Source organism: Oceaniradius stylonematis (genome assembly GCF_965223445.1).
Taxonomy (GTDB): domain Bacteria; phylum Pseudomonadota; class Alphaproteobacteria; order Rhizobiales; family Rhizobiaceae; genus Roseitalea; species Roseitalea stylonematis.
The window spans coordinates 2854927-2876892 of record NZ_OZ244994.1 but is presented as its reverse complement, the minus strand read 5'-3'; the positions used below and the strand labels follow the sequence as shown (position 1 = coordinate 2876892).

Sequence of the window (21966 nt, the reverse complement as noted above, 5' to 3'; positions counted from 1 at the left end):
CGCGCCGCACTGTCATCGGTGCGAACTGTCGCGCCTAGGTGCCGGACTTTTCCGACAGGACGCTGCATCCCAGCCGGCGCACCGCATCGCGCAGCCCTTCATCGTCAAAGCCCTGCGCCATGCGTTCGATGCGTTCGGCCTCATCGGCGGTCAGCGGCCGCGCCTTGCGGCGGGGCTTGGGCGGTTCGGCCAGTTGCTTTTGCACGAGCCTCACCCGGCAAATCGCGTCGAACCCCATGAAGGCGTTGATGCGCCCCACGATCTCGCCGGTCTGGTGCTGGATGTGAAGCGCGGCCATGGCCTCGGCCGCCACCACGAGAACGCCGGGCTCGAACGCATCATCTTCATGGCGTCGGCGCGGCCAGTCGATTTTGAGCGGGCAGGACGTCTCGGCGATCTGCGCGCCGGCGATCTCCGGCCACGCATCGATCAGCGCAATCGACAGCCCGGCGCGCTTGGCAAGTACCGGGTCGAGGACGGCGTTGACGAAATTGGCTGCAGATTTGGCCATGGCGCGACGTTATCAGGTCTGCCCGCGCGCTTGAAGCATGCAGGATCGATCTTGCCCTTGTTGTGGACGGCAGCCTATGTGCGGCCATGCCGTCCCGCGATTCCGCTCCCGCCAAAAAGCTGCTTGCCTGGTACGACAATCACGCTCGTGACCTGCCCTGGCGGGTGAGCCCGCGCGACCGAACAAAAGGTATCCGTCCAGACCCATACCGGGTCTGGCTGTCGGAGATCATGCTGCAGCAGACGACCGTCGCGGCGGTACGAAGCTATTTTTACGCCTTCACCGCCCGGTGGCCGACGATCGCCGCGCTTGCGGCGGCGGACGAGGAAGACATTCTCAAGGCCTGGGCCGGGCTCGGCTATTATTCGCGGGCGCGCAACCTGAAGAAATGCGCCGACGCAATCATGGCCGACCATGGCGGCGCGTTCCCCGCCGATCTCGACGCATTGCGCGCCTTGCCCGGCATCGGCGACTATACGTCGGCGGCAATTGCGGCCATCGCCTTCGACCTTCCGGCCGCCGTGGTCGACGGCAATGTGGAACGCGTGGTCACGCGCCTCAAAGCGATTGACACGCCGCTGACCAAGGCCAAGCCGGCCATCAAGGCCGAGGTGGCGGCGATGCTCGATCCCGAACGACCGGGCGATTTCGCGCAGGCGACGATGGATCTGGGCGCCACGATCTGCACGCCCAAGCGGCCGGCTTGTCTGCCATGTCCGCTGCGGTCGGAATGCGCCGCTCTCGATCAGGGCGACCCGGAACGTTTCCCCGTCAAGGCGCCCAAAAAGGACAAGCCGCTGCGTGTCGGTGCGGCCTTCGTCCTGGTGCGCGACGACGGTGCGGTGCTGCTCGAAAAACGGGCCGGAACCGGGCTTCTGGCCGGCATGACGCAGGTGCCAACGACCGGATGGAACGCGCGCCACGACGGCGAAACCGGTTCTGACGCCGCGCCGGTCGCTGGCACCGAATGGCGCCGATGCGGGCAGGTGCGGCATGTCTTCACCCATTTCGCGCTCGATCTAACAGTCTGGCACGCCCTGTCGAACCACAGGGCCGGCGACGGGCAATGGTGGTCGCCAGCTTCCGAACTTGCCGGCGAAGCGCTGCCCACCGTCATGAAAAAAGCGATCGCGTGTGCTTTACCGGACGCGTTTTGAGGGGACCCGCCGCCATGCATACCATTCGACACATCGTCTTCGACATCGGCAAGGTGCTGATCCATTACGATCCGGGACTGCCGTTCAAGTGCATCATCCCGGACGACGAAAAGCGCCGCTGGTTTCTGGCCAATGTCTGCACGCCGGCCTGGAACATCGAACAGGATCGCGGCCGGTCATGGGCCGATGCCGAGGCCGAACTGATCGCCGCACACCCGGACTGGGCGCGCGAAATCCGCGCCTTCCGGCAGAATTGGCGCGAGATGGTGCCGCATGCCTACGATGGCAGCGTTGCCATCCTGGTCGAACTGATCGAGGTCGGAACCGATATCACCTTCCTGACCAACTTCGCAGCCGACACGTTCGCCGAGGCGCAGACCCTGTACCCGTTCCTGAAATCGGGGCGCGGCGTGACGGTCTCCGGGCGAGTTCAGCTCATCAAGCCCGACCCGGCGATCTATGCGCTGCACACCGACACGTTCGATCTCGATCCTGCGGCAACGCTGTTCATCGACGACAGCGAACAGAACGTCGAGGCGGCGCGCGCATTCGGATGGCACGCCGTGCACTTCACAAGCGCCGAAGCGCTGCGGGAAGACCTGCAGCGCTTCGGGTTTCGGCCTGATTGAACTGGAGGTCAGTTGCCGAAAGTCAGCCGCCGGCGGCAGCCATGCGGTCGCGAACGATCTGGCGCAGCGCGTCGATGGGCTTGAGGGTACCGGCATCGTCGAAGTGCCAGAAGGTCCAGCCATTGCAGGCGTCGAGCCCCTGGACCCGTGCGCCGGTGCGGTGGATCGAGGCCTGCTCGCCGCCTTCGCACAGCGAACCGTCGGCCTGAACCGTGGCCGTCCAGCGGCGTTTCGGGTCGGTCAGCTCGGTGCCCGGTTCCAAAAGGCCCGCTTCGATCAGCGAAAGGAAGGCGACGCGGGGCTGCGCCCGCTTGCCGGCAACAAGCGTCAGGCTCTTGCCGTCATGGGGTTCGACCGCATCGATACGCGCAGTCGCCGCATCGATATAGGCCTGCTCGCGCTCGATGCCGATGAAATGGCGGCCCAACCGCCTGGCAACTGCGCCAGTCGTGCCCGTGCCAAAAAAGGGATCGAGCACGACATCGCCGGGCTTTGATGCCGACATCAGCACGCGGGCCAGCAGCGCCTCGGGCTTTTGCGTCGGATGGACCTTGGCGCCGTCGTCGTCCTTCAGCCGTTCGCCGCCATTGCAGATGGGAAACAGCCAGTCCGACCGCATCTGGACGTCGTCATTGGCCGCCTTCATGGACTCATAGTTGAAGGTGTAGCCCTTGGCCTTCTGGTCGCGGCTCGCCCAGATCATCGTCTCATGCGCGTTCTGGAAGCGGCGGCCGCGAAAGTTCGGCATCGGGTTGGTCTTGCGCCAGACGACATCGTTGAGGATCCAGTAGCCCAGATCCTGCAGGCTGGCGCCGACGCGGAAGATGTTGTGGTAGGAGCCGATCACCCAGATCGTGCCGTTCGGCTTGAGCACACGGCGCGCGGCCAGAAGCCAGGCGCGGGTGAAGGCGTCGTAATGGGCGAACGAGCCGAACTGGTCCCAATGATCGTCGCAAGCATCGACCTTGGACTGGTCGGGCCGGTGCAGCGCGCCCTCGAGCTGCAGATTGTAGGGCGGATCGGCGAAGATCATGTCGACCGATTTTTCGGGCAGTTGTTCCATCGCGGCGACGCAATCGCCCTTGAGGATGACGTCCAGGGGAAGGGCCGGCTTGGCGGAACGGACGCCCTTGCGGGCGGCCGAAGGGGCCAGGTGTACGCGAGACATGAAGCACCCGATCTCAAGAAACAGCAACGGGCGCCATGGTTACCGCTCAGGGTAAACATCGCGTCAAGGACCATGGTTAACCGAAGGTTGGCAGCCAAAGCCGCCCTGCGGCTCACGGTGTGTCGTAGGGACCCTCGTCAAAGCCGACAATGACCTGAAGATTGCGGGTTTCCGGCTCGGGCAAGACGATCTGGTCGTCCCGGAAGATGAACTGCGTCGCTCCGCCGCCCATCGCCACGTCGATGCGGCCAAGCTGCGAATAGGGCAGGTTCTCGCCGGCGCGGATGGCAACACGCACGGGCAGGTTCAGCGAACCCGGCGCGCCCTTGGGCCCGTTGACCACGCGGCCGGCGGCGGCGACGGTCATGAAGAGCTGCCCGTTGCGATAGCGGCAGGTGCGCGTCACGTCCGAGATCACAGCCTGATGGACGACTTCGTCGGGATTGCCCTCATTGCCGTCTGTGTAGGTGCGCAGATAGGCGGTGCCCTCAAGCAGCGTCACGCGCGGACAATAGGCGCGCAGGTCCGCCTCGGTGAAGGCCTCGTCATTGCTGGAAACGTCGAGCACTTCGCTCGGGCCGCCCGACTGGCAGGCGGCCAGCGCGGCCAGCATACCAATGGCGGCCAGCGACCGGATCGTCCGGACAGCGCTTTTGCCATCGAGCCCTGCCCTGCATGTTCCGATACCCATCACCATTATCTTCGCTCTCCAATTCCTGCGGTCGGCGCTCGCGGCGCGCACCATTCGGCTAGTGGGACATCGTGTCAACCATGCGGCGGATGCGCGTCGCCGCGGGGGTTCCGATCCCGTCGGATTTCCGATAAGGCTCGCGCGCATTTTGTGCAATGGCTGACGGGCGGACACAAACCGCCGCCAAAGCGCATCGATGAGGGCAACAGCACCGTGAAATTCATCTCGACACGCGGCGAGGCGCCGCATCTGGGTTTTCGCGACGCGGTTCTGACGGGGCTTGCCGCCGATGGCGGGCTCTACCTGCCCGAAAGCTGGCCGCACTGGTCTCCCGATGCGATCAGGGAGCTGCGCGGCAAATCGTTCGCGCAAACCGCGGTCACGGTGATGTGGCCGTTTGTCGAGGGCGAGATCGAGCGGGAAACCTTCGAGGCCATCGTCGCCGAAGCCTATGGGACCTTCCGGCACGAAGCGGTCTGCCCCCTTGTCCAGACCGGCGCCAACGAATTCGTGCTGGAGCTGTTTCACGGTCCGACGCTGGCGTTCAAGGACGTGGCCATGCAGCTTCTCAGCCGGCTGATGGACCATGTGCTGGCCGAACGGGACCAGCGGGCGACGATCGTCGGCGCTACATCGGGCGATACGGGCGGGGCGGCGATCGACGCCTTTGCCGGCCGCGACCGGACAGACATCTTCATCCTCTTCCCCGAGGGGCGGGTGTCGCCGGTCCAGCAGCGCCAGATGACGGGCTCGGATGCCGCCAACGTGCATGCATTGGCGATCGACGGCAATTTCGACGACTGCCAGAATCTCGTCAAGGCGATGTTCAACCACGGTGCCTTCCGCGACGCGGTTCGGCTGTCGGGCGTCAACTCGATCAACTGGGCGCGGATCATGGCCCAGATCGTCTATTATTTCACGTCGGCGGTTTCGCTGGGCGCGCCCGACAGGCCGGTCTCGTTCACCGTGCCGACGGGCAATTTCGGCGACATCTTCGCCGGTTACGCCGCCAAGCGCATGGGCCTGCCGATCGACAGGCTGGTCATCGCGACCAACGACAACGACATTCTCGCCCGCGCGCTCGACACCGGCACATACGAGATGCGCGATGTGGTCCAGACCACATCGCCTTCGATGGACATCCAGATATCGTCGAACTTCGAGCGGCTGCTGTTCGAAGCCTCGGGACGCGATGCGGCCTATGTGCGCCGCGCGATGGAAACGCTCAAACAGTCGCGGCAGTTCGCGCTCGGCGATGCGGTGCATGGGGCGATCGCAACGGACTTTGCCGCCGGCCGGGCCGACACCACCGAGGCCGGGCGGACCATTTCCCATGTTCTGGATGCCTCGGGCTATCTGCTCGACCCGCACACGGCAGTGGCCACCCATGTTGCGCGGGCCCGCGCCAGGGCCGAAACGCCGATGATCGTGCTGGCGACGGCCCATCCGGCCAAGTTCCCCGACGCAGTGGAAGATGCCGCCGGAATCCGGCCGGAACTGCCCGCATGGCTGGGCGATCTGATGGGGCGGCGCGAGCGGTTCGCGCCACTTCCATCTGATCTCAAAATGGTGGAAGATTACATTTCGGCCCGCACCCGGGCCGCCGGAGGAAGTGTCGGGGCCGGATAAGACAACAAGGCCCCCGGGAGTGCGCGCGTATATGACAGTCCAGACAACCGTCCTGAAGAACGGGATCACCGTTGCCACGCAACGGTTCGACAATGTCGAGAGCGTCTCGGTGGGCGCATGGTTCAAGGCCGGCACCCGCAACGAACAGGACCATGAGCACGGCATCGCCCACATGCTCGAGCACATGGCCTTCAAGGGCACGGCGACGCGCAGCGCGCGCGACCTGGCCGAAGCCATCGAAAATGTCGGCGGCGACATCAATGCGGCGACCAGCGTCGAGACAACCTCCTTCTTCGTGCGCGTCTTGCGTCAGGACACGGCGCTGGCGATCGACGTACTGGCCGACATCCTGCAGAACTCCCGCTTTGACGCGGACGAACTGGAACGCGAAAAGCATGTCGTCCTGCAGGAACTGGGCGCGGCGACCGACACGCCCGATGATGTCGTCTTCGACAGGTTCACCGAAACCGCCTTCCGTCACCAGCCGGTCGGTCGCTCGATCCTTGGTACGCGGGACACCATCGCATCTTTCACCTCGGACATGATCCGTGCCTATGTCGATCGCGAATATAGCGGCGAACGCATGGTGATTGCGGCGACCGGTGCCGTCGACCATGACGAGATCATCCGGATGGCCGAACAGCGCTTTTCGACCATGAAGCCCTCGGCCGAGGGCCGCGAGCTTGGCCTGGCGCATTATGTGGGCGGCGACTATCGCGAGCAGCGCCCCCTTCAGGACACGCAGCTTGTGCTCGGCTTCGAGGGGCGCGCCTATCATGTGCGCGACTATTATTGCAGCCAGGTGCTGGCAATGCTGCTGGGCGGGGCCATGTCCTCGCGCCTGTTTCAGGAAGTGCGCGAAAAGCACGGGCTTTGCTATTCGATCTATGCATTTCATTGGGGCTTTTCCGACACCGGCATCTTCGGCGTCCATGCGGCCACCGAGCCGGGCGACCTGCCCAAGCTCCTCGAACTGATCATCGGCGAATTGTCGCGGGCGGCCTTCGACATCGAACAGAGCGAACTGGACCGGGCGCGGGCGCAGTTCCGCGCCAGCCTGCTGATGTCGGGCGAGAGCGCGCCGAGCCGCGCCGGACAGATCGCGCGGCAGATCCTGCTGTTCGGCCGTCCGATCCCCAATGAGGAACTTCTGCTGCGGCTCGACAACCTCACCGTGGCGCGCCTGCGCGATCTGGCCGGCCGCATCTTCGTTGAATCGGCGCCCACCGTTTCGGCCGTGGGGCCGGTCGATACGCTGATGGACATGGACGACATTCGCGCAAGGCTGGCCGCGGGCGCGCCGCAACAGGGCACGGCGCAACATCGGCGCGCGGCGGTCGGCTGACTGCACAGACGGGGCAACGGAGGAGGCCGATGTTCGCATTTTCGAGCCGGGGCACATCCGGCGCGGTGATGGAAGGCCGGACCGTGCATCTGCGCCATCCCGAACTTGCCGATCATGAGCAATGGGCAGCCCTGCGGGCCGAAAGCGCGCAGTTCCTGCAGCCCTGGGAGCCGGTCTGGCCGCGCGGCGACCTGACGCGGCCCGCCTTCCGCGCGCGGCTGCGCCGCTATGCCGGCGAGATACGCGCCGGCACGGGCTTTCCCTTCTTCGTCGTGCGCAACAGCGACGAGGCGCTGCTGGGCGGCATTACTTTGGGAAACATCCGCCGCGGTGTCGCGCAGAACGGCCAGATCGGATACTGGATCGGCGAAAAGTTCGCCGGCCGTGGCTTCATGAGCGAAGCGGTGGCGCTGGTGTGCGAATATGCGTTTGCGCGAACCGGGCTGCATCGCCTTGAAGCTGCCTGCATTCCGGGCAACAGCAAGTCGATCCGGCTTCTGGAGAAGAACGGATTTCAACGCGAAGGCGTGCTGCGCGCCTATCTTAAAATCAACGGCCGCTGGCGCGACCATGTCCTTTACGCGCGCATCAACCCGATGCATCTGGACGCGGCGCGCCTCGACCGGACGGATATCTGAGGTGCATTTGCACTTGCCCATCGACTTTTCTTCCCGCCGACCGGCCCGGTCGTTTGGCGTGCTGGCAACGCTTCTGCTGATGGCCGTCCTGGCCGTGCTGCTGGCCGCCATGCCGGCGCATGCCCAGTCCAACGAGCCGATCTCGATCGGCCGCGACGACACCGCGCTCGACCTGACCGGCGCGGTGACGATCTATCGCGACCGCGGCAACGCGTTCCGCGTGTCAACGGCACCGGACGCGGAGGGCATCGTGCGGACCATCGAGGTCCAGGCCTCCAACGCGGACACGGCGGGCGACTGGGCCGTGCTGGTGCTCACCAACACCAGCGACGTGCAACTCGACCGGCTTCTGGTGGCGCCGCGGTTCCGACTGGTCAGTTCCGGCCTTTTCTGGCCCGATCTGGGGGCGCAGCGCATCGTTGCCTTGACGCCCAGTTCGGGTTTTTCGCTCGACCGGATCGACGATCCGCATGCGGACATCTTCGCGATCACGCTCGATCCGGGCGCGGTGATCACGCTGGTTGCCGAACTGGCCTCGCCCACCCTGCCGCAGCTCTATCTTTGGGAAGAAGACGCCTACAAGGACATCGTCAATTCCTACACGCTCTACCATGGCATCGTTCTGGGCATCGCGGGCCTTTTGGCGCTGTTCCTGTCGATCCTGTTCGTCGTGCGCGGCACCGCAACATTCCCGGCAGCAGCGGCCCTCGCCTGGTCGGTGCTCGCCTATGTATCCATCGATTTCGGCTTCATCAGCCAGTTCGGCGTCCTCGACACGGCGGCGATACGCACCTGGCGCGCGACGTCGGAGATCGCCGTCGTGGCGACGCTGGGGCTGTTTCTGTTCACCCATCTGAGCCTTGACCGGTGGAGCGACCGGATGCGCTGGGGCGCGCTTTTCTGGCTGCTCGGCATCGTCGTTCTGGGCGCGCTGGTCACCTACGATCCCTCTGTTGCCGCAGGCGTCGCGCGGATCGCGCTTGCGGCGACTGCGGCGTTCGGCCTGGCGCTGATCATCATCTTGAGCCTGCGCGGCTTCGACAAGGCGATCATGCTGATTCCGGCCTGGGCGCTGCTGCTTGCATGGGTGGCCGCAGGATGGATGACGATCACCGGTCAGGTCGACAATGACATCATCCAGCCAGCGCTCGCAGGCGGTCTGGTGCTGGTCGTCCTGCTGATCGGCTTCACCATTCTGCAAAGCGCCTTTTCGGGCGGCGCGTTCCACGAGAACCTGTTCTCCAATGTCGAATTGCAGGCGCTGGCCGTCACCGGCTCGGGCGGCATCGTCTGGGATTGGGATGTGGGCCGCGACCGGCTGACGACGACGCCCAATCTGGGCGTGCTGCTCGGTCTCGGCCCGACCGCCTTGCAGGGGCCGGCCAAGAACTGGCTCAAACACGTCCACCCCGACGACCGGGAGACCTTCCGGGCGGCTCTGGATGCCGTTGTCGAACGCCGGCGCGGCAAGATCGATCTGGTCCTGCGCATGCGCACCGGTGAAACCCAGCACGCCTGGTATGCGGTCTCCGCGCGCCCGGTGATCGGCGCGGACGGATCGGTCATTCGCTGCATCGGCACCGCTACCGATGTCAGCGCGCAAAAGCGCGCCGAGGAACGCCTTCTGCACGACGCAGTCCACGACAATCTAACCGGGCTTCCGAACCGCGAACTGTTCTTCGACCGGATCCGCACGGCGGTGGCACTTGCTGCACCCGACGGACCCGTCCGACCGACGGTCTTCATCGTGGACATCGACCGGTTCAAGGAGGTCAACGAAAGCGTCGGCATCAATGCCGGCGACACGCTGCTGATCACCGTGGCCCGGCGGCTGAAGCGGCAGTTGCGCCCGCAGGACACGCTGGCGCGGATCGGCGGCGACCAGTTCGGGATCGTTCTGGTCTCCGAATCCGAGCCCGGCGGCATCGCCGCCTTCGCCGAAGCGGTCAAGAAGACCATCAAGACGCCGATCAGCTTCGCCGAGCGCGAGATCGTGCTGACGCCGTCGGTCGGGCTCGCGACATGGTCGCCCGAATGCAAACGCGGCGAGGAACTGTTCAAGGACACCGAACTGGCGCTGCACCAGGCCAAGCGCTTCGGCGGCGACCGGGTCGAACCGTTCCGCCCCGCCTTCCGTGACGGCGGTTCCAACATCGTCCAGATCGAGGCCGATCTGCACCGGGCCATCGAGCGCGACCAGATTTCGCTTGTCTATCAGCCGATCATCGCCGCCAAGACCGGCGACATTGCCGGCTTCGAGGCACTGATGCGCTGGCATCATCCCAGGCGCGGCGATGTTCCGCCGACCGAGTTCATTGCGATCGCCGAGCGGTCCGAGCTGATCGGCGAGCTGGGTGCCCATGCGCTGGAGATGGCCGCCGCGCAGTTGATGGAATGGGAGACCGCGCTGCCCGAGATGCCCGTCTTCGTGTCGGTCAACGTGTCGGCGCAGCAACTGGTGCGGCGCGACTTCACCAATCTCGTCTCAGGCATTCTGGCGCGCCATCCCCAGCGCACGCACACGCTGCGCATCGAGATCACCGAGACCTCGCTGATGCAGAACCCCGAGCAGAATGTCCGGGTTCTGGAGCGGGTCAAGGCGCTGGGCGTCAAGCTGGCGCTCGACGATTTCGGAACCGGCTATTCGTCGCTGTCCTACCTGTCGCGCTTTCCGTTCGATGTCCTGAAGATCGACCGATCGTTCATGCGGCCCATTTCATCGGGACGCGATGCGCTGCTGCGATCGATCATCGACATGGCCCATGCGCTCGGACTTTCGGTCGTCGCCGAGGGGGTCGAGGACGAGGATGACCGGTCGGTCCTGGCGGAGATGGGTGCGGACTATCTGCAGGGCTTCATCACCGGCCAGCCGCTCACGCCGGAAGATGCCGCCACCCTGATCGCGCAGCGCAACCCGATCGTGGCCCGCGAGGAACAGGCGGCGGAGTAGTGTTCAGGCCCGGCCGCCCTCGGGGATGAAGTTTGCGGCGCCGATGCCCATGCGACTGATCATGGCGGGATATTTGTCGTCATGGTCGTGCGCGAACACGATGTCGGGATCGGCGTCTGCAGTCAGCCAGGCATTGTCGCGGATTTCCTGCTCGAGTTGCCCGGCGCCCCAGCCCGCATAGCCCAGCGCGATCGCCGCCTGCGCGGGACCGGCGCCGGCGACGATCGATTTGAGGATGTCGACCGTCGACGTCAGGCAGATGGCGTCGGACAGCGGGATCGTCGTATCGATCGCATAATCGTGTGAATGCAGGACGAACCCGCGATGCTCATCGACCGGACCGCCGATCCGTACCGGGCCTGCGGCATCGTTGATCTGCGCTTTGTCGAGCACGGTCGTCTTGCCGAATTCGGTGTGGCCGATCAGTTCGGCGAGCGTCATGTCGGCGGGCTTGTTGAGCACAAAGCCCATGGCGCCCTCATCGCTGTGGGCGCACAGATACACCACCGATTCGGCGAAGATCGAGGCATTCATGCCGGGCATCGCCACAAGGAAACGGCCCTCGAATTGGCCATTTCCGCTGCCGATGCCGCGCTTTCTGAGCGTCTCCATGGCATCAGCGTAACAGGCACCGGCCAAATGAGAAGCCCTACCGGGTGCAATTGTCCGCCACTTCCCGCCACCACGGCAGCGCCGGTGCGATCACGAACTTATGACGGGCGACGTGGCAGCGCTGCTTGATCGGCCGGCGCGGCACGGCCATACCGGCGCCATGCTTGCGATCGAACGACCCATTCCGGCGATAGTGGCGGCCACCATCACCCTGATCGCGATGGCGGGCCGGGACGGCGCCGCACAATCGACCGAGTGGTATGAAACGGTCGGTGGCGCGGTACGGGTCGTCGTCGCGCCGCCGGACTCGACCGATACGGAAATCCGCGGAATGCTGGAAGTCCGCCTTGAAGAAGGCTGGAAGACCTATTGGCGCGATCCGGGCGCATCGGGCATTCCCCCGCAGATCGACCTCGCCGGCAGCAAGGGCGTGGCGGACGCCGAACTGCACTATCCGGTACCGGTCTGGATCAACAATCCCTACGGGGACTTTGCCGGCTATGACCGGCCGGTCTCCCTGCCCTTCACCATGGCGCGCACGGCCAATGGCGAGGCGGAACTTGTCGCAAACGTCTTTCTGGGAATTTGTGAGGACATCTGCATCCCCGTCCAGACACGGTTCTCGATGCCGATCGGCCACGCCACCGGCAGCACCCTGGCGGCGATGCGGGTTGAACAGGCCCATGCGGCGCTGCCGCCGCCGGAAGCCGCGGGCCTGACCGTCGCGCCAAACGGACATATGGAGGATGGACGGGCGCGCGTGACCGTCGTCAACATGGCCGACCCCGACACGATCCCGCAACTTTTCGTTCACGCGCCCGATGGCACGCAGTTCAAGCCGCCCGAAATCCTGTCGTCCGAAAATGGCAAGACGGTCTTCGCGATTGAGCCGGTCAATGCGCCGGAAGCACCGCGAACCGTCGATGCGATCGTCACGGTCGATGGCGGCAGCGTCCGCATCGAAACGCGCGTTTCACTGGAACTTGGCTGACGGGTGATGGCGGACACCGCCGAGCCGGAATTTCTTTGGGATGCGGTCTTTTCCTCCGCGCCAAGGCGCTTATGTCGCTGATGATACAACCTGTTGGGAAGGGATGACCCGATGACGATCGAAACCGGCGCGAAACTGCCCGCGATGACGCTCAAGACAATCACCGAGGACGGACCGGCCGATATCGACAGCGCCTCGATCTTCGATGGCAAGACGGTCGTCCTGTTCGCAGTGCCCGGCGCGTTCACGGGGACGTGCACGCTGACCCACCTGCCGGGCTATCTCGACAATCGCGACGAAATCCTCGCAAAGGGTGTCGATGAAATCGCGGTTCTGGCGATCAACGATCCGTTTGTCATGGCCGCCTGGGCCGAGCAGACCGGCGGAATGGGCAAGATCCGGTTCCTGGCCGATTGGGACGGCGCCTTCACCAAGGCGATCGGCATGGACATCGACCTTTCGGTCGCCGGTCTCGGCGTTCGCTCGAAGCGCTACTCGATGCTGGTCAAGGACGGAACGGTGACCAGCCTGAACGTCGAAGACAGTCCCGGCGAAGCGGAGAAGTCCGGTGCGGCGGCGATGCTGGGTCAGCTCGGCTAGGCTGACAACCAGCCAACGCTCATTGGTCGAGCCCCGCGCGGGACCGGACAAAGCCGGCGACAGTGCCGGCCACCGCGCCCCCGATCAGGCCCGAGCCGAGCGTGGCGAACGAGACCGCATCGGCGACAAACCACACCACGACCGCACCGATCACCGCGCCGATGACGGCGTAGGCCGCATAGCGCTGCGCCGGCGTCCCATGCCCGTCATTGCCGTTCGTCAATGTCGCCTCCCTGCCCTTTTTCGCCAACGCTCTTCTTGAAAGGCGCCATGGCGCCGCGGGCCAACTCGTCCGCGCGTTCGTTCTCTTCGTGGCCGGCATGGCCCTTGAGCCAATGCCAGGTTACATCATGGCGCTGGGTTGCCGCATCGAGCGCCTGCCACAGTTCGGCGTTCTTGACCGGCTTCTTGGCGGCCGTCTTCCAGCCATTTCTCTTCCAGCCATGGATCCATCCCGAGATGCCATCCTTGACGTAGGAGGAATCGGTATAGAGATCGACGGCATGCGGGCCGCCCTTGAGCGCGCCGAGCGCCTCGATCGCAGCCATCAGTTCCATGCGGTTGTTGGTGGTCCGCGCCTCACCGCCCGACAGCTCCTTGCGGCTGCCGTTCCATTCGAGGATTGCGCCCCAGCCGCCCGGCCCCGGATTGCCCGAGCAGGCGCCATCGGTGTGGATGGTGATACGCTTTGCGTCAGTCATTGCTTACGCACTTTTGCGGGCGTGCAGATCAAGACCATATTCGCGTGCCGAGCCGATGGTCCGATGGAACCGCATCTTGCGTATGTATTCCTGCGGGTCCTTCTTGACCACAAGCGAGCCTTCCGGCGTCGTGACCCAATCATAAAGGCGGGTGAGCATGAAGCGCAGGGAGGCGCCGGCGGCGAGCACGGGCAGCGCTTCGATCTCCGGATCGGTCAGCGGCCTGACGCCGTCATAGGCGTCAAGCAGCGCCTTGCCCTTGGTGATGTTGAAGGAATGGTCGCGCTCGAAGCACCAGGCATTGAGCGCGACCGCGACATCATAGGCGAGCGCGTCGGTGCAGGCGAAATAGAAGTCGATGAAGCCGGACAGTTCGTCGCCCAGAAAGAACACATTGTCGGGAAACAGATCCGCATGGATCGTGCCCTGCGGCAGGTCGCGCGGCCATTGCTCCTCCAGCGTGACCAGCAGGGCTTCGGTCTCCTGGGCGAGATCGCGATCCATGCCCGGATGGGCCTTGAGGCACTGCTGCCAGAGCGGGCGCCAGTCCTCGACGGTCAGGCCGTTGCGCCGCTGCATGGCGAAATCCGCGCCGGCCAGATGCATTCGCGCCATACCCGTGCCGACGCCGGCGCAATGGGTCGCGGACGGACGTCGCATCCAGACACCTTCCAGAAACGTCACCATGGCGGCTGGCCGGCCGGCCAGTTCGCCCAGAACGGTGCCGTCGCCGCGCTTGACCGGCAGCGGGCAGGAAATGTCGTGCGTTGCCAGATGCTCCATAAGGCCGAGAAAGAACGGCAAGTCGGCCGGGTCGACGCGCTTCTCGTAGAGCGTGAGGATGAAAGTATCGTCGCCGGCGTGGACGAGGAAGTTGGAGTTCTCGACGCCTTCGGCGATGCCCTTGTAGGATTTGAGTTCGCCGACCCCGTAAGGGGCGATGAAATCGCGCAGTTCGTCCTCTGAGATATCGGTATAGACCGCCAAAGCGCTGTTCCGTCAGCTGGATGAGCCGTTGAGGAACGCCATATCTTGCCCGGTCAGCGGCGTGTCGCGCAACGACCGCATCACCGGGAACAGCTCGTTCTCCTCGGCGGTCAGGGCGATGTCGACGGTGACATTGCGGCGTTCGCGCAGAGCGTCGATGATCTCCTCGACGACGATCTCCGGAGCGGAGGCGCCGGCGGACATGCCGATCGTCGCGGCATCGCCGATGCGCCGCCAGTCGATATCGGCGGCGCGCTGAACCAGCATCGAATCACGCGCGCCGTGGCGTTTGGCGACTTCGACCAGCCGCATCGAGTTGGACGAGTTCGGCGCGCCCACGATCAGAAAGACCTCCGTGCCCGGCGCCGCCTTCTTGACCGCTTCCTGGCGGTTGGTGGTCGCGTAACAGATGCTCTCGGACGACGGGGCGGTCAGTGCCGGGAACCGGGCCTGCAGGGCAGCGATGACATCGGCGGTGTCGTCGACCGACAGGGTCGTCTGGGTGACGAAGCCGAGTTTGTCTTCGTCAGGTACCGTCAGGTCAGCCACCTGCTCGACGGTCTCGACCAGGGTCACGGCACCCTCGGGCAATTGCCCCATCGTGCCGATCACCTCGGGATGACCGGCATGGCCGACCAGAAGAACGTGTCGGCCCAGACGCTGATGGCGCATCGCCTGTTTGTGCACCTTGGAGACGAGCGGGCATGTGGCGTCGAGATAGAGAAGGTTTCGCGCCTCGGCATCGGCGGGCACCGATTTGGGGACGCCATGGGCGGAGAAGACCACCGGCCGATCGACATGTTCGGCCGGAATGTCGCCAAGCTCCTTGACGAACACCGCGCCGCGCTCGCGCAGCGCCTCGACGACGAACTTGTTGTGCACGATCTCGTGGCGCACATAGACCGGCGCGCCATACTTTTTCAGCGCCAGCACGACGATCTGGATCGCCCGATCGACGCCGGCGCAGAAGCCGCGCGGCTCGCACAGGCGGATCGTCAGCGGCGGCTTGGTGGCGTGGACGTTCATGATCGTTCCCGTTGTCCCTCCTGATTAGGGACCGGCCAAGCCGCGTGTCAAGCGTACATGACGACCCGCATTTCAGTGGGGCGGACGAGCCCGCCCCCACATGAACAGGCCGGTCACCACGACGAGCACGACGGCCAGCCCGTACCAAGTCAGGGCATATTGCAGGTGATTGTTGGGCAGGTCGATCCGCGTGACGCCGCCGACGGGCCAGCCGCCCGGGTTGGCGGCCTCGTCCGCGTCGAGGAAGAACGGCAGAACGCTGCCCGCATCATAGCCGGCGTTCGCGACCATCGCCGACCAGTCCTTCCAGTAATAGATGTTGGCCGGCAGATCGTTGTCGGGCACGATGAAGGAGGGCTTGCCATCGAGCCGCTCGCGCGCAAGCCCGGTGACCGTTACCGGCCCATCGACCTGCCCCTCGGCACGCGTTGCCGGTTCCTTGAGATCGAACGGCACAAAGCCCCGATTGACCAGCAGCATGCGCCCATCGTCCATGAGGAGCGGCGTATAGACGTAATAGCCCGAAGCGCCCTTGTGGGTGGCGAAGAAATGCCGCTCGTTGGCGTGGTCGAAGGTGCCTGTCGCGGTCGCCGGCCGGTAGCGTATGTCGGCGCCGTCGGCGACAAGCCGCGCGATCTCGCCGGCGGGAACGGCAGCCGCAGACAGGCGGGCGTCGATGGTCGCGAGCAGGTCCTCCTTCCACGCCAGCCGCTGCACCTGCCAATTGCCGAGCAATACAAGGACAATCAGCGCCGGCACCGCACATGCAATCATCAACCAAGGAAATCGGCGACGGTCCTGTGCAGCCGCGTCTGCCATTGTCTGTCCCAAATGGTCGGTCCTCAAATGCGAAACCGGGCGATCATGGTTTGCCACGACCGCCCGGTTCGAAGTTCGTTCGCGCCGATCAGTGGTGGTAGATCGGTGCGCCCCAAGTGCCCCAGATATAGACCACGAAGAACAGGAACAGCCAGACCACGTCGACGAAGTGCCAGTACCATGCCGCCGCCTCGAACCCGAAGTGCTTCTCGGGCGTCAATTGGCCGGCGTAGACACGCACCAGACAGACGATCAGGAAGATCGTGCCGACGAAGACGTGGAAGCCATGGAAGCCGGTGGCCATGAAGAAGGTGGCGCCATAGAGCGATTCGGAGAAGGAATAGGGCGCGATGACGAATTCGTAGACCTGCACGCAGGTGAAGAGGATGGCCAGCAGAATGGTCAGCCAAAGGCCCATCTTGAGGCCCTGCCGATCATTGTGCAGCAGGGCATGGTGCGCCCAGGTGACCGTCGTGCCCGACAGCAGCAGGATCACCGTGTTGTAGAGGGGCAGGTGCAGCGGATCGAGCACTTCCATGCCGGCCGGCGGCCACTGGCCACCGGTGTATTCCATGCGGCCGACCTGCTGCGCCTCGTTGAAGAACAGGCTTGCGTCGAACACCGCCCAGAACCAGGCAACGAAGAACATCACCTCCGAGGCGATGAACATGATCATGCCGTAGCGCAGATGCAGCGAGACGACCTTGGTGTGGTGGCCCTGCAGCGATTCGCGCACCGTGTCCGACCACCAGCCGAACATGGTGTAGAGCACGATCAGCGTGCCGATCAGGAAGGTCCAGGGATTGGCCATCGGGATGCCCAGCAGCGAAAACTCGTTGCCTTGGCCCGCCTGCATCCAGCCGATGGCGCCGATTGCCATGATCAGCGCGCCGATCGAACCGATCAGCGGCCACGGGCTCGGGTCGAGAATGTGGTAGTCGTGGTTCTTGGCGTGCGTGTCAGCCATGATGTCTATCCCCGATTGTCGCTTTTTGCGGGCCGCTCAGTGTCGAGACCCGATGAGGTCGGTTCGGTGTCGGCCGGCGATATCCCCGCGGTCTCTTCGGCCTCGTCGATCTTGAAAAATGTATAGGACAGGGTGATCGTCGAAACGCCTTGGAGTTCCTTGGCATCGACGATGGCCGGGTCGATGAAGAACACCACCGGCATTTCCATCTCTTCGCCGGGCTCAAGGGTCGTCTCGGTGAAGCAGAAGCATTCCATCTTGTTGAAATAGGCGCCAGCGGCCTGCGGCGTGACGTTGAACGTCGCCGAGCCGGTCGTCGCCATGTCGCGCCAGTTGCGCGCCGAATAAGCGACCTGGGTCGTCTCGCCGATCTTCAGCGTGACCGACCTGTCGACAGGCTTGAAGTCCCATCCCAGACCCGAACCCGTGTTGGCATCGAAGCGCACATTGATGGTCCGGTCGAGCACCCGAACCGGCGCCGTGTCGGAAACCTGCGTCGTGCCGCCATAGCCGGTCACGCGGCAGAACAGTTCGTAGAGCGGCACGGACGCATAGGCGAGCCCGATCATGCTCGCGAAGAACGCCAGACATGCAAGCGCGATCCGCACATTGGCGCGGTGCTTGACTGGGTCTGTGGCGGTATCGAGGCTGCTCATCGGTGTTCCGTCAAAGCGGTCGGTTGAGGACGTCTGGGCCGAGTTTGATCACGGTCACAGCGTAGAAGATCACGACGAAGGCGGCCAGGCAAATGGCCAAGGCGATCGAACGCTTGCGCCGGGCCTTCTGCTGCGCCTCGGTCAATTCGATGGTCGGACGGTTCTCGGACATCGCGCTCACGCCAGCACCCGCATCAGGACGGTCTCGACGAACAGGACGGCGAAGATGGCGAACAGATAGGTCAGCGAGAAGCCGAACATCTTCTTGGCCGGCACCATCGTCGCATCGCCGTCCGCCATCTTCCAGACAGCCAGCGCATGGCGGATGAAGTTGGCACCCAGAAGGATCGCCGCAACGCCATAGACGGGGCCTGCAAAGCCAAGCGGCCATGGCAGCACGGCGAAGGCTGCCAGAAGCACCGAATAGACGAGCATCTGAAGCTTGGTGTGCCGCTCACCCGCAACGTTCGGCATCATCGGCATGCCGGCGATCTCATAGTCGCGCAGCTTGAACAGGGCGAGCGCCCAGAAATGCGGCGGTGTCCAAAGGAAGATGATCATGAACAGGACGGTCGATTCCATCGTGATCGTGCCGGTCACGGCAGCCCAACCGATCATCGGCGGGAACGCGCCTGCCGCGCCGCCGATGACGATGTTCTGCGGCGTCGAACGCTTCAGCCACATCGTGTAGATGACGGCGTAGAAAAAGATGGTGAAGGCGAGAAGACCGCCCGCCACCCAGTTGGTGACGAGCCCCAGCGTCATCACGGACAGCACCGACAGGATCAGACCGAACACAAGCGTCTCGTCCCGGCTGACGCGGCCCGAGGGGATCGGCCGCTTTGCCGTCCGGCTCATCACCGCATCGATGTCTGAATCGTACCACATGTTGAGCGCGCCCGACGCGCCGGCGCCGACGGCGATCGCCAGAATGGCGACCGCGCCGATGAACGGGTTGATCGCGCCGGGCGCGACGAGAAGCCCGACCAGCGCGGTAAAGACGACGAGCGACATGACGCGCGGCTTGAGCAGGTCGAAATAGTCGCGCGGCGTCGCCTCGGAGATGCGCGGTGCGGATGTCTTGATGTCTTCAACGAGTGCCATGCGGCGAACCCTGTCCCAACGATGCGTGCCGGACTTGTTCCTGATCCGGCGGGCCGGTTGTCCGGCTCCTGTTCTGCGCGACCCGGCACATGGGCGCCGGGTCGTTGCGCGTGATCGCGCCTATTTGATGCGCGGGAGCTGCTCCCACTGGTGATAGGGCGGCGGCGAGGAAAGCTGCCACTCCAGCGTCGTCGCGCCTTCGCCCCACGGGTTGGCGCCTGCCTCGCGCTTGCGGGCAAAGGCCTCGAACACGCCGTAAAGGAAGATCAGCACGCCGATCGCCGACAGGTACGATCCCCAGGACGAGACCATGTTCCAGCCCGCATAGGCATCGGGATAGTCGATGTAGCGGCGCGGCATGCCGGCCAGACCCAGGAAGTGCTGCGGGAAGAAGATGAGGTTGACGCCCACGAAGGTCACCCAGAAATGCAGGCGCGCAATGGTCGAATTGTACATGTAGCCGAACATCTTCGGGAACCAGTAGTACCAGGCGGCGAAGATGCCGAAGACCGCGCCGAGCGACAGCACGTAGTGGAAGTGGGCGACCACGTAATAGGTGTCGTGCAGCGAGCGGTCGAGGCCGGCATTGGCGAGCTGGACCCCGGTGACACCGCCCACGGTGAACAGGAAGATGAAGCCGATGGCCCAGAGCATCGGTGTGCGCAGCTCGATCGAACCGCCCCACATGGTCGCGATCCACGAGAAGATCTTGATGCCGGTCGGCACCGCGATGACCATGGTGGCGAAGACGAAGTAGCGCTGCGTGTCGAGCGACAGGCCGACCGTGTACATGTGGTGGGCCCAGACGATGAAGCCGACCACGCCGATCGCCACCATCGCGTAAGCCATGCCCAGATAGCCGAAGATGGGCTTGCGCGAGAAGGTCGACACGATGTGGCTGACGATGCCGAAGGCCGGCAGGATCAGGATGTAGACCTCGGGGTGGCCGAAGAACCAGAACAGGTGCTGGAACAGGATCGGGTCGCCGCCGCCGGCCGGATCGAAGAAGGCCGTGTCGAAATTGCGGTCCGTCAGAAGCATGGTGATCGCGCCGGCCAGAACCGGCAGCGACAGCAGCAGAAGGAATGCGGTGATCAGCACCGACCAGGCAAACAGAGGCATCTTGTGAAGCGTCATGCCAGGAGCGCGCATGTTGAAGATGGTGGTGATGAAGTTGATGGCGCCCAGGATCGAAGACGCGCCGGCGATGTGGATCGACAGGATGGCGAAATCCATCGCCGGTCCGGGCTGGCCGGTCGTCGAATAGGGCGGATAGATGGTCCAGCCGCCGCCGACGCCATAGGCGCCGGGCGCGGACGGCATGAACATGGAAATGACCAGCAGGATCGCAGCCGGCGGCAGAAGCCAGAACGAGATGTTGTTCATGCGCGGGAAGGCCATGTCCGGCGCGCCGATCATGATCGGCACCATCCAGTTGGCAAAGCCGCCGATCAGCGCGGGCATGACCATGAAGAAGATCATGATCAGGCCGTGGCCGGTCGTGAACACGTTGTACATCTGCTTGCCGGCATCGATTGCCGCGTCGCCCTCGACGCCGTAGACCATCGAGGCCAGCCCGTGGAAGATCTGGATGCCCGGCTCGGCCAGTTCCCAGCGCATCATCACCGACAGGAACCCGCCGAACACGCCCATGATGATCGCGAAGATCAGATAGAGCGTGCCGATATCCTTGTGGTTGGTCGAGAAAAGCCAGCGATTGACGAAGCCCTTGGGGGCACCGTGGTCGTGGGCGTCGTGGGCCACTGCGTCCGACATGAAATTGGCTCCTGAAAAATCCTAAACGGTCAAGCTTACTCGGCGAGGTTCGCCAGGGTACGGCGCGCCTCGATCGTCGCGATCAGCGTGCGGTTGGCTTCATCGAGATCGTCGCGAGCGGCGGTCAGCCACGCGTCGTAGTCGGCCTCGCTGACGACGCGCACCGCGATCGGCATGTAGGCATGGTCCTTGCCGCACAGTTCCGAGCACTGGCCATAATAGAGCCCCTCGCGGTCGGCGTGGAACCAGGTCTCGTTCAGACGGCCCGGCACGGCGTCCATCTTCACGCCGAAGGCCGGAATGGTCCATGAATGCAGGACGTCGGCGGCGGTCACCAGCAGGCGCACCGTCGTGTCCACCGGCACGACGAGTTCGTTGTCGACGGCCAGAAGGCGCGGATAAGCGGCCTCGTCTTCCTTGCCCAGCCCGGCGCGGTCTTCGTCACGCAGCAGAATCTGATCGAAGGCAACCTCTTCGCCGTCCTCGGTCTGGTATTCGTAGCCCCAGTACCACTGATACCCGATGGCCTTGACGGTCAGGGCCGGTTCGCCGGGCGGCGAGTACTGCTTGGTCAGAAGCTGGAAGGACGGCACGGCCAGAAGGATCAGTATGACGATCGGCCCGACGGTCCAGATCACCTCGATTGTCGTGTTGTGGCTGACGCGCGAGGGCACCGGATTGGCCGAGGCGCGATAGCGGATCATCACCCAGGCGAGAAGGCCCAGAACCAGGAAGACGATCGGCACGAGGAAAACGAGCGTGTAGCGCTCGAACCAGGCGATTTCTTCCATGATGCCGGTGGCGGCCGGCTGAAAGCCCAGTTGCCAGGGCTCGGGCTGCGCGGCAAAAGCCACGATCGGCGCCGCAAAAGTTGCAAAGGCTGTGGCGCACAGGCGGCGGGTCGTCTTCATCAACACGCTTCGTCTCCCAACATGTCACTGGAGGCCGTTGACTGCCCTTTCCAGTTCGGCGGCTTAGAACCATAATAAATGACGCGCCGCAACTGCGA

General features: G+C 64.4%; 23 protein-coding genes. 8 read left to right on the top strand and 15 right to left on the bottom strand.

Translation table 11 applies throughout. The features are described from left to right. Positions 1 to 34: 34 nt before the first annotated feature. Positions 35 to 511, bottom strand: a complete 477-nt coding sequence (locus tag ACOQOU_RS14210; protein WP_306025357.1) for a DUF721 domain-containing protein — start codon at positions 509 to 511, stop codon at positions 35 to 37. An 86-nt stretch (positions 512 to 597) separates the two neighbouring features. Between ACOQOU_RS14210 and mutY the strand changes: the two genes are divergently transcribed. Together mutY and ACOQOU_RS14200 are read left to right on the top strand one after the other, a co-directional pair. Continuing rightward, positions 598 to 1668: an A/G-specific adenine glycosylase gene (gene mutY / locus ACOQOU_RS14205; RefSeq protein WP_306025356.1), complete on the top strand. Its 1071-nt coding sequence runs from the start codon at positions 598 to 600 to the stop codon at positions 1666 to 1668. Positions 1669 to 1682: 14 nt separating this feature from the next. Continuing rightward, positions 1683 to 2297 carry an HAD family hydrolase gene (locus tag ACOQOU_RS14200; protein ID WP_306025355.1) on the top strand — a complete coding sequence of 205 codons (615 nt, stop codon included), beginning with the start codon at positions 1683 to 1685 and terminating at the stop codon, positions 2295 to 2297. Positions 2298 to 2319: 22 nt separating this feature from the next. Here the strand turns inward: ACOQOU_RS14200 and ACOQOU_RS14195 are convergent, their stop codons facing one another. Both ACOQOU_RS14195 and ACOQOU_RS14190 read right to left on the bottom strand, forming a co-directional pair. After that, positions 2320 to 3465, bottom strand: a complete 1146-nt coding sequence (locus ACOQOU_RS14195) for a site-specific DNA-methyltransferase (RefSeq protein WP_306025354.1) — start codon at positions 3463 to 3465, stop codon at positions 2320 to 2322. 112 nt (positions 3466 to 3577) lie between these two features. Next, a complete protein-coding gene (locus ACOQOU_RS14190) occupies positions 3578 to 4156 on the bottom strand; it encodes a hypothetical protein (protein ID WP_109766697.1) in 579 nt (192 codons plus the stop codon). Between the two features lie 213 nt (positions 4157 to 4369). On the opposite strand from ACOQOU_RS14190, the gene thrC reads away from it, so the two are divergent. The 4 genes from thrC to ACOQOU_RS14170 all read left to right on the top strand — a co-directional run bounded on the left by thrC (position 4370) and on the right by ACOQOU_RS14170 (position 10718). Next, a complete protein-coding gene (thrC, locus tag ACOQOU_RS14185; RefSeq protein ID WP_306025353.1) occupies positions 4370 to 5785 on the top strand; it encodes a threonine synthase in 1416 nt (471 codons plus the stop codon). Between the two features lie 31 nt (positions 5786 to 5816). Beyond that, positions 5817 to 7130 carry a M16 family metallopeptidase gene (locus ACOQOU_RS14180; protein ID WP_306025352.1) on the top strand — a complete coding sequence of 438 codons (1314 nt, stop codon included), beginning with the start codon at positions 5817 to 5819 and terminating at the stop codon, positions 7128 to 7130. A 29-nt stretch (positions 7131 to 7159) separates the two neighbouring features. Continuing rightward, positions 7160 to 7768, top strand: coding sequence for a GNAT family N-acetyltransferase (locus ACOQOU_RS14175; protein WP_109766656.1), 609 nt, complete (start codon positions 7160 to 7162; stop codon positions 7766 to 7768). 79 nt (positions 7769 to 7847) lie between these two features. Continuing rightward, positions 7848 to 10718, top strand: coding sequence for a putative bifunctional diguanylate cyclase/phosphodiesterase (locus ACOQOU_RS14170; RefSeq protein ID WP_109766695.1), 2871 nt, complete (start codon positions 7848 to 7850; stop codon positions 10716 to 10718). Positions 10719 to 10721: 3 nt separating this feature from the next. On the opposite strand, the gene ACOQOU_RS14165 is transcribed toward ACOQOU_RS14170, so the two are convergent. Further along, positions 10722 to 11330, bottom strand: coding sequence for a YqgE/AlgH family protein (locus tag ACOQOU_RS14165; protein ID WP_109766694.1), 609 nt, complete (start codon positions 11328 to 11330; stop codon positions 10722 to 10724). Between the two features lie 112 nt (positions 11331 to 11442). Between ACOQOU_RS14165 and ACOQOU_RS14160 the strand changes: the two genes are divergently transcribed. Both ACOQOU_RS14160 and ACOQOU_RS14155 read left to right on the top strand, forming a co-directional pair. After that, positions 11443 to 12321 (top strand): protein-disulfide reductase DsbD domain-containing protein, encoded by an 879-nt coding sequence (locus tag ACOQOU_RS14160; RefSeq protein WP_306025351.1) that lies wholly within the window; start codon positions 11443 to 11445, stop codon positions 12319 to 12321. Between the two features lie 111 nt (positions 12322 to 12432). Next, positions 12433 to 12921, top strand: coding sequence for a peroxiredoxin (locus tag ACOQOU_RS14155; protein WP_306025350.1), 489 nt, complete (start codon positions 12433 to 12435; stop codon positions 12919 to 12921). A 19-nt stretch (positions 12922 to 12940) separates the two neighbouring features. Here the strand turns inward: ACOQOU_RS14155 and ACOQOU_RS14150 are convergent, their stop codons facing one another. The 11 genes from ACOQOU_RS14150 to coxB all read right to left on the bottom strand — a co-directional run bounded on the left by ACOQOU_RS14150 (position 12941) and on the right by coxB (position 21868). Next, positions 12941 to 13144: a hypothetical protein gene (locus tag ACOQOU_RS14150; RefSeq protein WP_109766653.1), complete on the bottom strand. Its 204-nt coding sequence runs from the start codon at positions 13142 to 13144 to the stop codon at positions 12941 to 12943. Beyond that, entirely contained in the window at positions 13128 to 13622 is a 495-nt protein-coding gene (gene rnhA / locus ACOQOU_RS14145) for a ribonuclease HI (RefSeq protein ID WP_109766652.1), read from the bottom strand. The genes ACOQOU_RS14150 and rnhA overlap by 17 nt, the downstream gene beginning before the upstream one ends. A 3-nt stretch (positions 13623 to 13625) precedes the next feature. Further along, positions 13626 to 14609 (bottom strand): homoserine kinase, encoded by a 984-nt coding sequence (locus tag ACOQOU_RS14140; RefSeq protein WP_306025349.1) that lies wholly within the window; start codon positions 14607 to 14609, stop codon positions 13626 to 13628. A gap of 12 nt (positions 14610 to 14621) precedes the next feature. Then, entirely contained in the window at positions 14622 to 15635 is a 1014-nt protein-coding gene (ispH, locus tag ACOQOU_RS14135; protein WP_306025348.1) for a 4-hydroxy-3-methylbut-2-enyl diphosphate reductase, read from the bottom strand. Positions 15636 to 15707: 72 nt separating this feature from the next. Beyond that, a complete protein-coding gene (locus tag ACOQOU_RS14130) occupies positions 15708 to 16454 on the bottom strand; it encodes an SURF1 family protein (protein WP_306025347.1) in 747 nt (248 codons plus the stop codon). A gap of 88 nt (positions 16455 to 16542) precedes the next feature. Beyond that, complete coding sequence (locus tag ACOQOU_RS14125; RefSeq protein ID WP_306025346.1) at positions 16543 to 17421, bottom strand: cytochrome c oxidase subunit 3; 879 nt, start codon at positions 17419 to 17421, stop codon at positions 16543 to 16545. Between the two features lie 5 nt (positions 17422 to 17426). After that, positions 17427 to 18077 carry a cytochrome c oxidase assembly protein gene (locus ACOQOU_RS14120; protein ID WP_109766647.1) on the bottom strand — a complete coding sequence of 217 codons (651 nt, stop codon included), beginning with the start codon at positions 18075 to 18077 and terminating at the stop codon, positions 17427 to 17429. A 10-nt stretch (positions 18078 to 18087) separates the two neighbouring features. Then, complete coding sequence (locus tag ACOQOU_RS14115; protein ID WP_196780338.1) at positions 18088 to 18249, bottom strand: hypothetical protein; 162 nt, start codon at positions 18247 to 18249, stop codon at positions 18088 to 18090. Positions 18250 to 18254: 5 nt separating this feature from the next. Further along, positions 18255 to 19181 carry a heme o synthase gene (locus tag ACOQOU_RS14110; protein ID WP_306025345.1) on the bottom strand — a complete coding sequence of 309 codons (927 nt, stop codon included), beginning with the start codon at positions 19179 to 19181 and terminating at the stop codon, positions 18255 to 18257. A gap of 120 nt (positions 19182 to 19301) precedes the next feature. Next, on the bottom strand, positions 19302 to 20957 hold the full coding sequence (ctaD, locus tag ACOQOU_RS14105; protein WP_109766645.1) for a cytochrome c oxidase subunit I: 1656 nt from the start codon (positions 20955 to 20957) through the stop codon (positions 19302 to 19304). 35 nt (positions 20958 to 20992) lie between these two features. Beyond that, on the bottom strand, positions 20993 to 21868 hold the full coding sequence (gene coxB / locus ACOQOU_RS14100; protein WP_306025344.1) for a cytochrome c oxidase subunit II: 876 nt from the start codon (positions 21866 to 21868) through the stop codon (positions 20993 to 20995). Positions 21869 to 21966 lie beyond the last annotated feature (98 nt).

Bases quoted from the DNA above. Each gene is read 5' to 3' on its own strand.
- ACOQOU_RS14210 (WP_306025357.1), bottom strand. From the start codon at position 511: ATGGCCAAATCTGCAGCCAATTTCGTCAACGCCGTCCTCGACCCGGTA.
- mutY (WP_306025356.1), top strand. From the start codon at position 598: ATGCCGTCCCGCGATTCCGCTCCCGCCAAAAAGCTGCTTGCCTGGTAC.
- ACOQOU_RS14200 (WP_306025355.1), top strand. From the start codon at position 1,683: ATGCATACCATTCGACACATCGTCTTCGACATCGGCAAGGTGCTGATC.
- ACOQOU_RS14195 (WP_306025354.1), bottom strand. From the start codon at position 3,465: ATGTCTCGCGTACACCTGGCCCCTTCGGCCGCCCGCAAGGGCGTCCGT.
- ACOQOU_RS14190 (WP_109766697.1), bottom strand. From the start codon at position 4,156: ATGGGTATCGGAACATGCAGGGCAGGGCTCGATGGCAAAAGCGCTGTC.
- ACOQOU_RS14180 (WP_306025352.1), top strand. From the start codon at position 5,817: ATGACAGTCCAGACAACCGTCCTGAAGAACGGGATCACCGTTGCCACG.
- ACOQOU_RS14175 (WP_109766656.1), top strand. From the start codon at position 7,160: ATGTTCGCATTTTCGAGCCGGGGCACATCCGGCGCGGTGATGGAAGGC.
- ACOQOU_RS14170 (WP_109766695.1), top strand. From the start codon at position 7,848: ATGGCCGTCCTGGCCGTGCTGCTGGCCGCCATGCCGGCGCATGCCCAG.
- ACOQOU_RS14165 (WP_109766694.1), bottom strand. From the start codon at position 11,330: ATGGAGACGCTCAGAAAGCGCGGCATCGGCAGCGGAAATGGCCAATTC.
- ACOQOU_RS14155 (WP_306025350.1), top strand. From the start codon at position 12,433: ATGACGATCGAAACCGGCGCGAAACTGCCCGCGATGACGCTCAAGACA.
- rnhA (WP_109766652.1), bottom strand. From the start codon at position 13,622: ATGACTGACGCAAAGCGTATCACCATCCACACCGATGGCGCCTGCTCG.
- ispH (WP_306025348.1), bottom strand. From the start codon at position 15,635: ATGAACGTCCACGCCACCAAGCCGCCGCTGACGATCCGCCTGTGCGAG.
- ACOQOU_RS14130 (WP_306025347.1), bottom strand. From the start codon at position 16,454: ATGGCAGACGCGGCTGCACAGGACCGTCGCCGATTTCCTTGGTTGATG.
- ACOQOU_RS14125 (WP_306025346.1), bottom strand. From the start codon at position 17,421: ATGGCTGACACGCACGCCAAGAACCACGACTACCACATTCTCGACCCG.
- ACOQOU_RS14120 (WP_109766647.1), bottom strand. From the start codon at position 18,077: ATGAGCAGCCTCGATACCGCCACAGACCCAGTCAAGCACCGCGCCAAT.
- ACOQOU_RS14115 (WP_196780338.1), bottom strand. From the start codon at position 18,249: ATGTCCGAGAACCGTCCGACCATCGAATTGACCGAGGCGCAGCAGAAG.
- ACOQOU_RS14110 (WP_306025345.1), bottom strand. From the start codon at position 19,181: ATGGCACTCGTTGAAGACATCAAGACATCCGCACCGCGCATCTCCGAG.
- ctaD (WP_109766645.1), bottom strand. From the start codon at position 20,957: ATGTCGGACGCAGTGGCCCACGACGCCCACGACCACGGTGCCCCCAAG.
- coxB (WP_306025344.1), bottom strand. From the start codon at position 21,868: ATGAAGACGACCCGCCGCCTGTGCGCCACAGCCTTTGCAACTTTTGCG.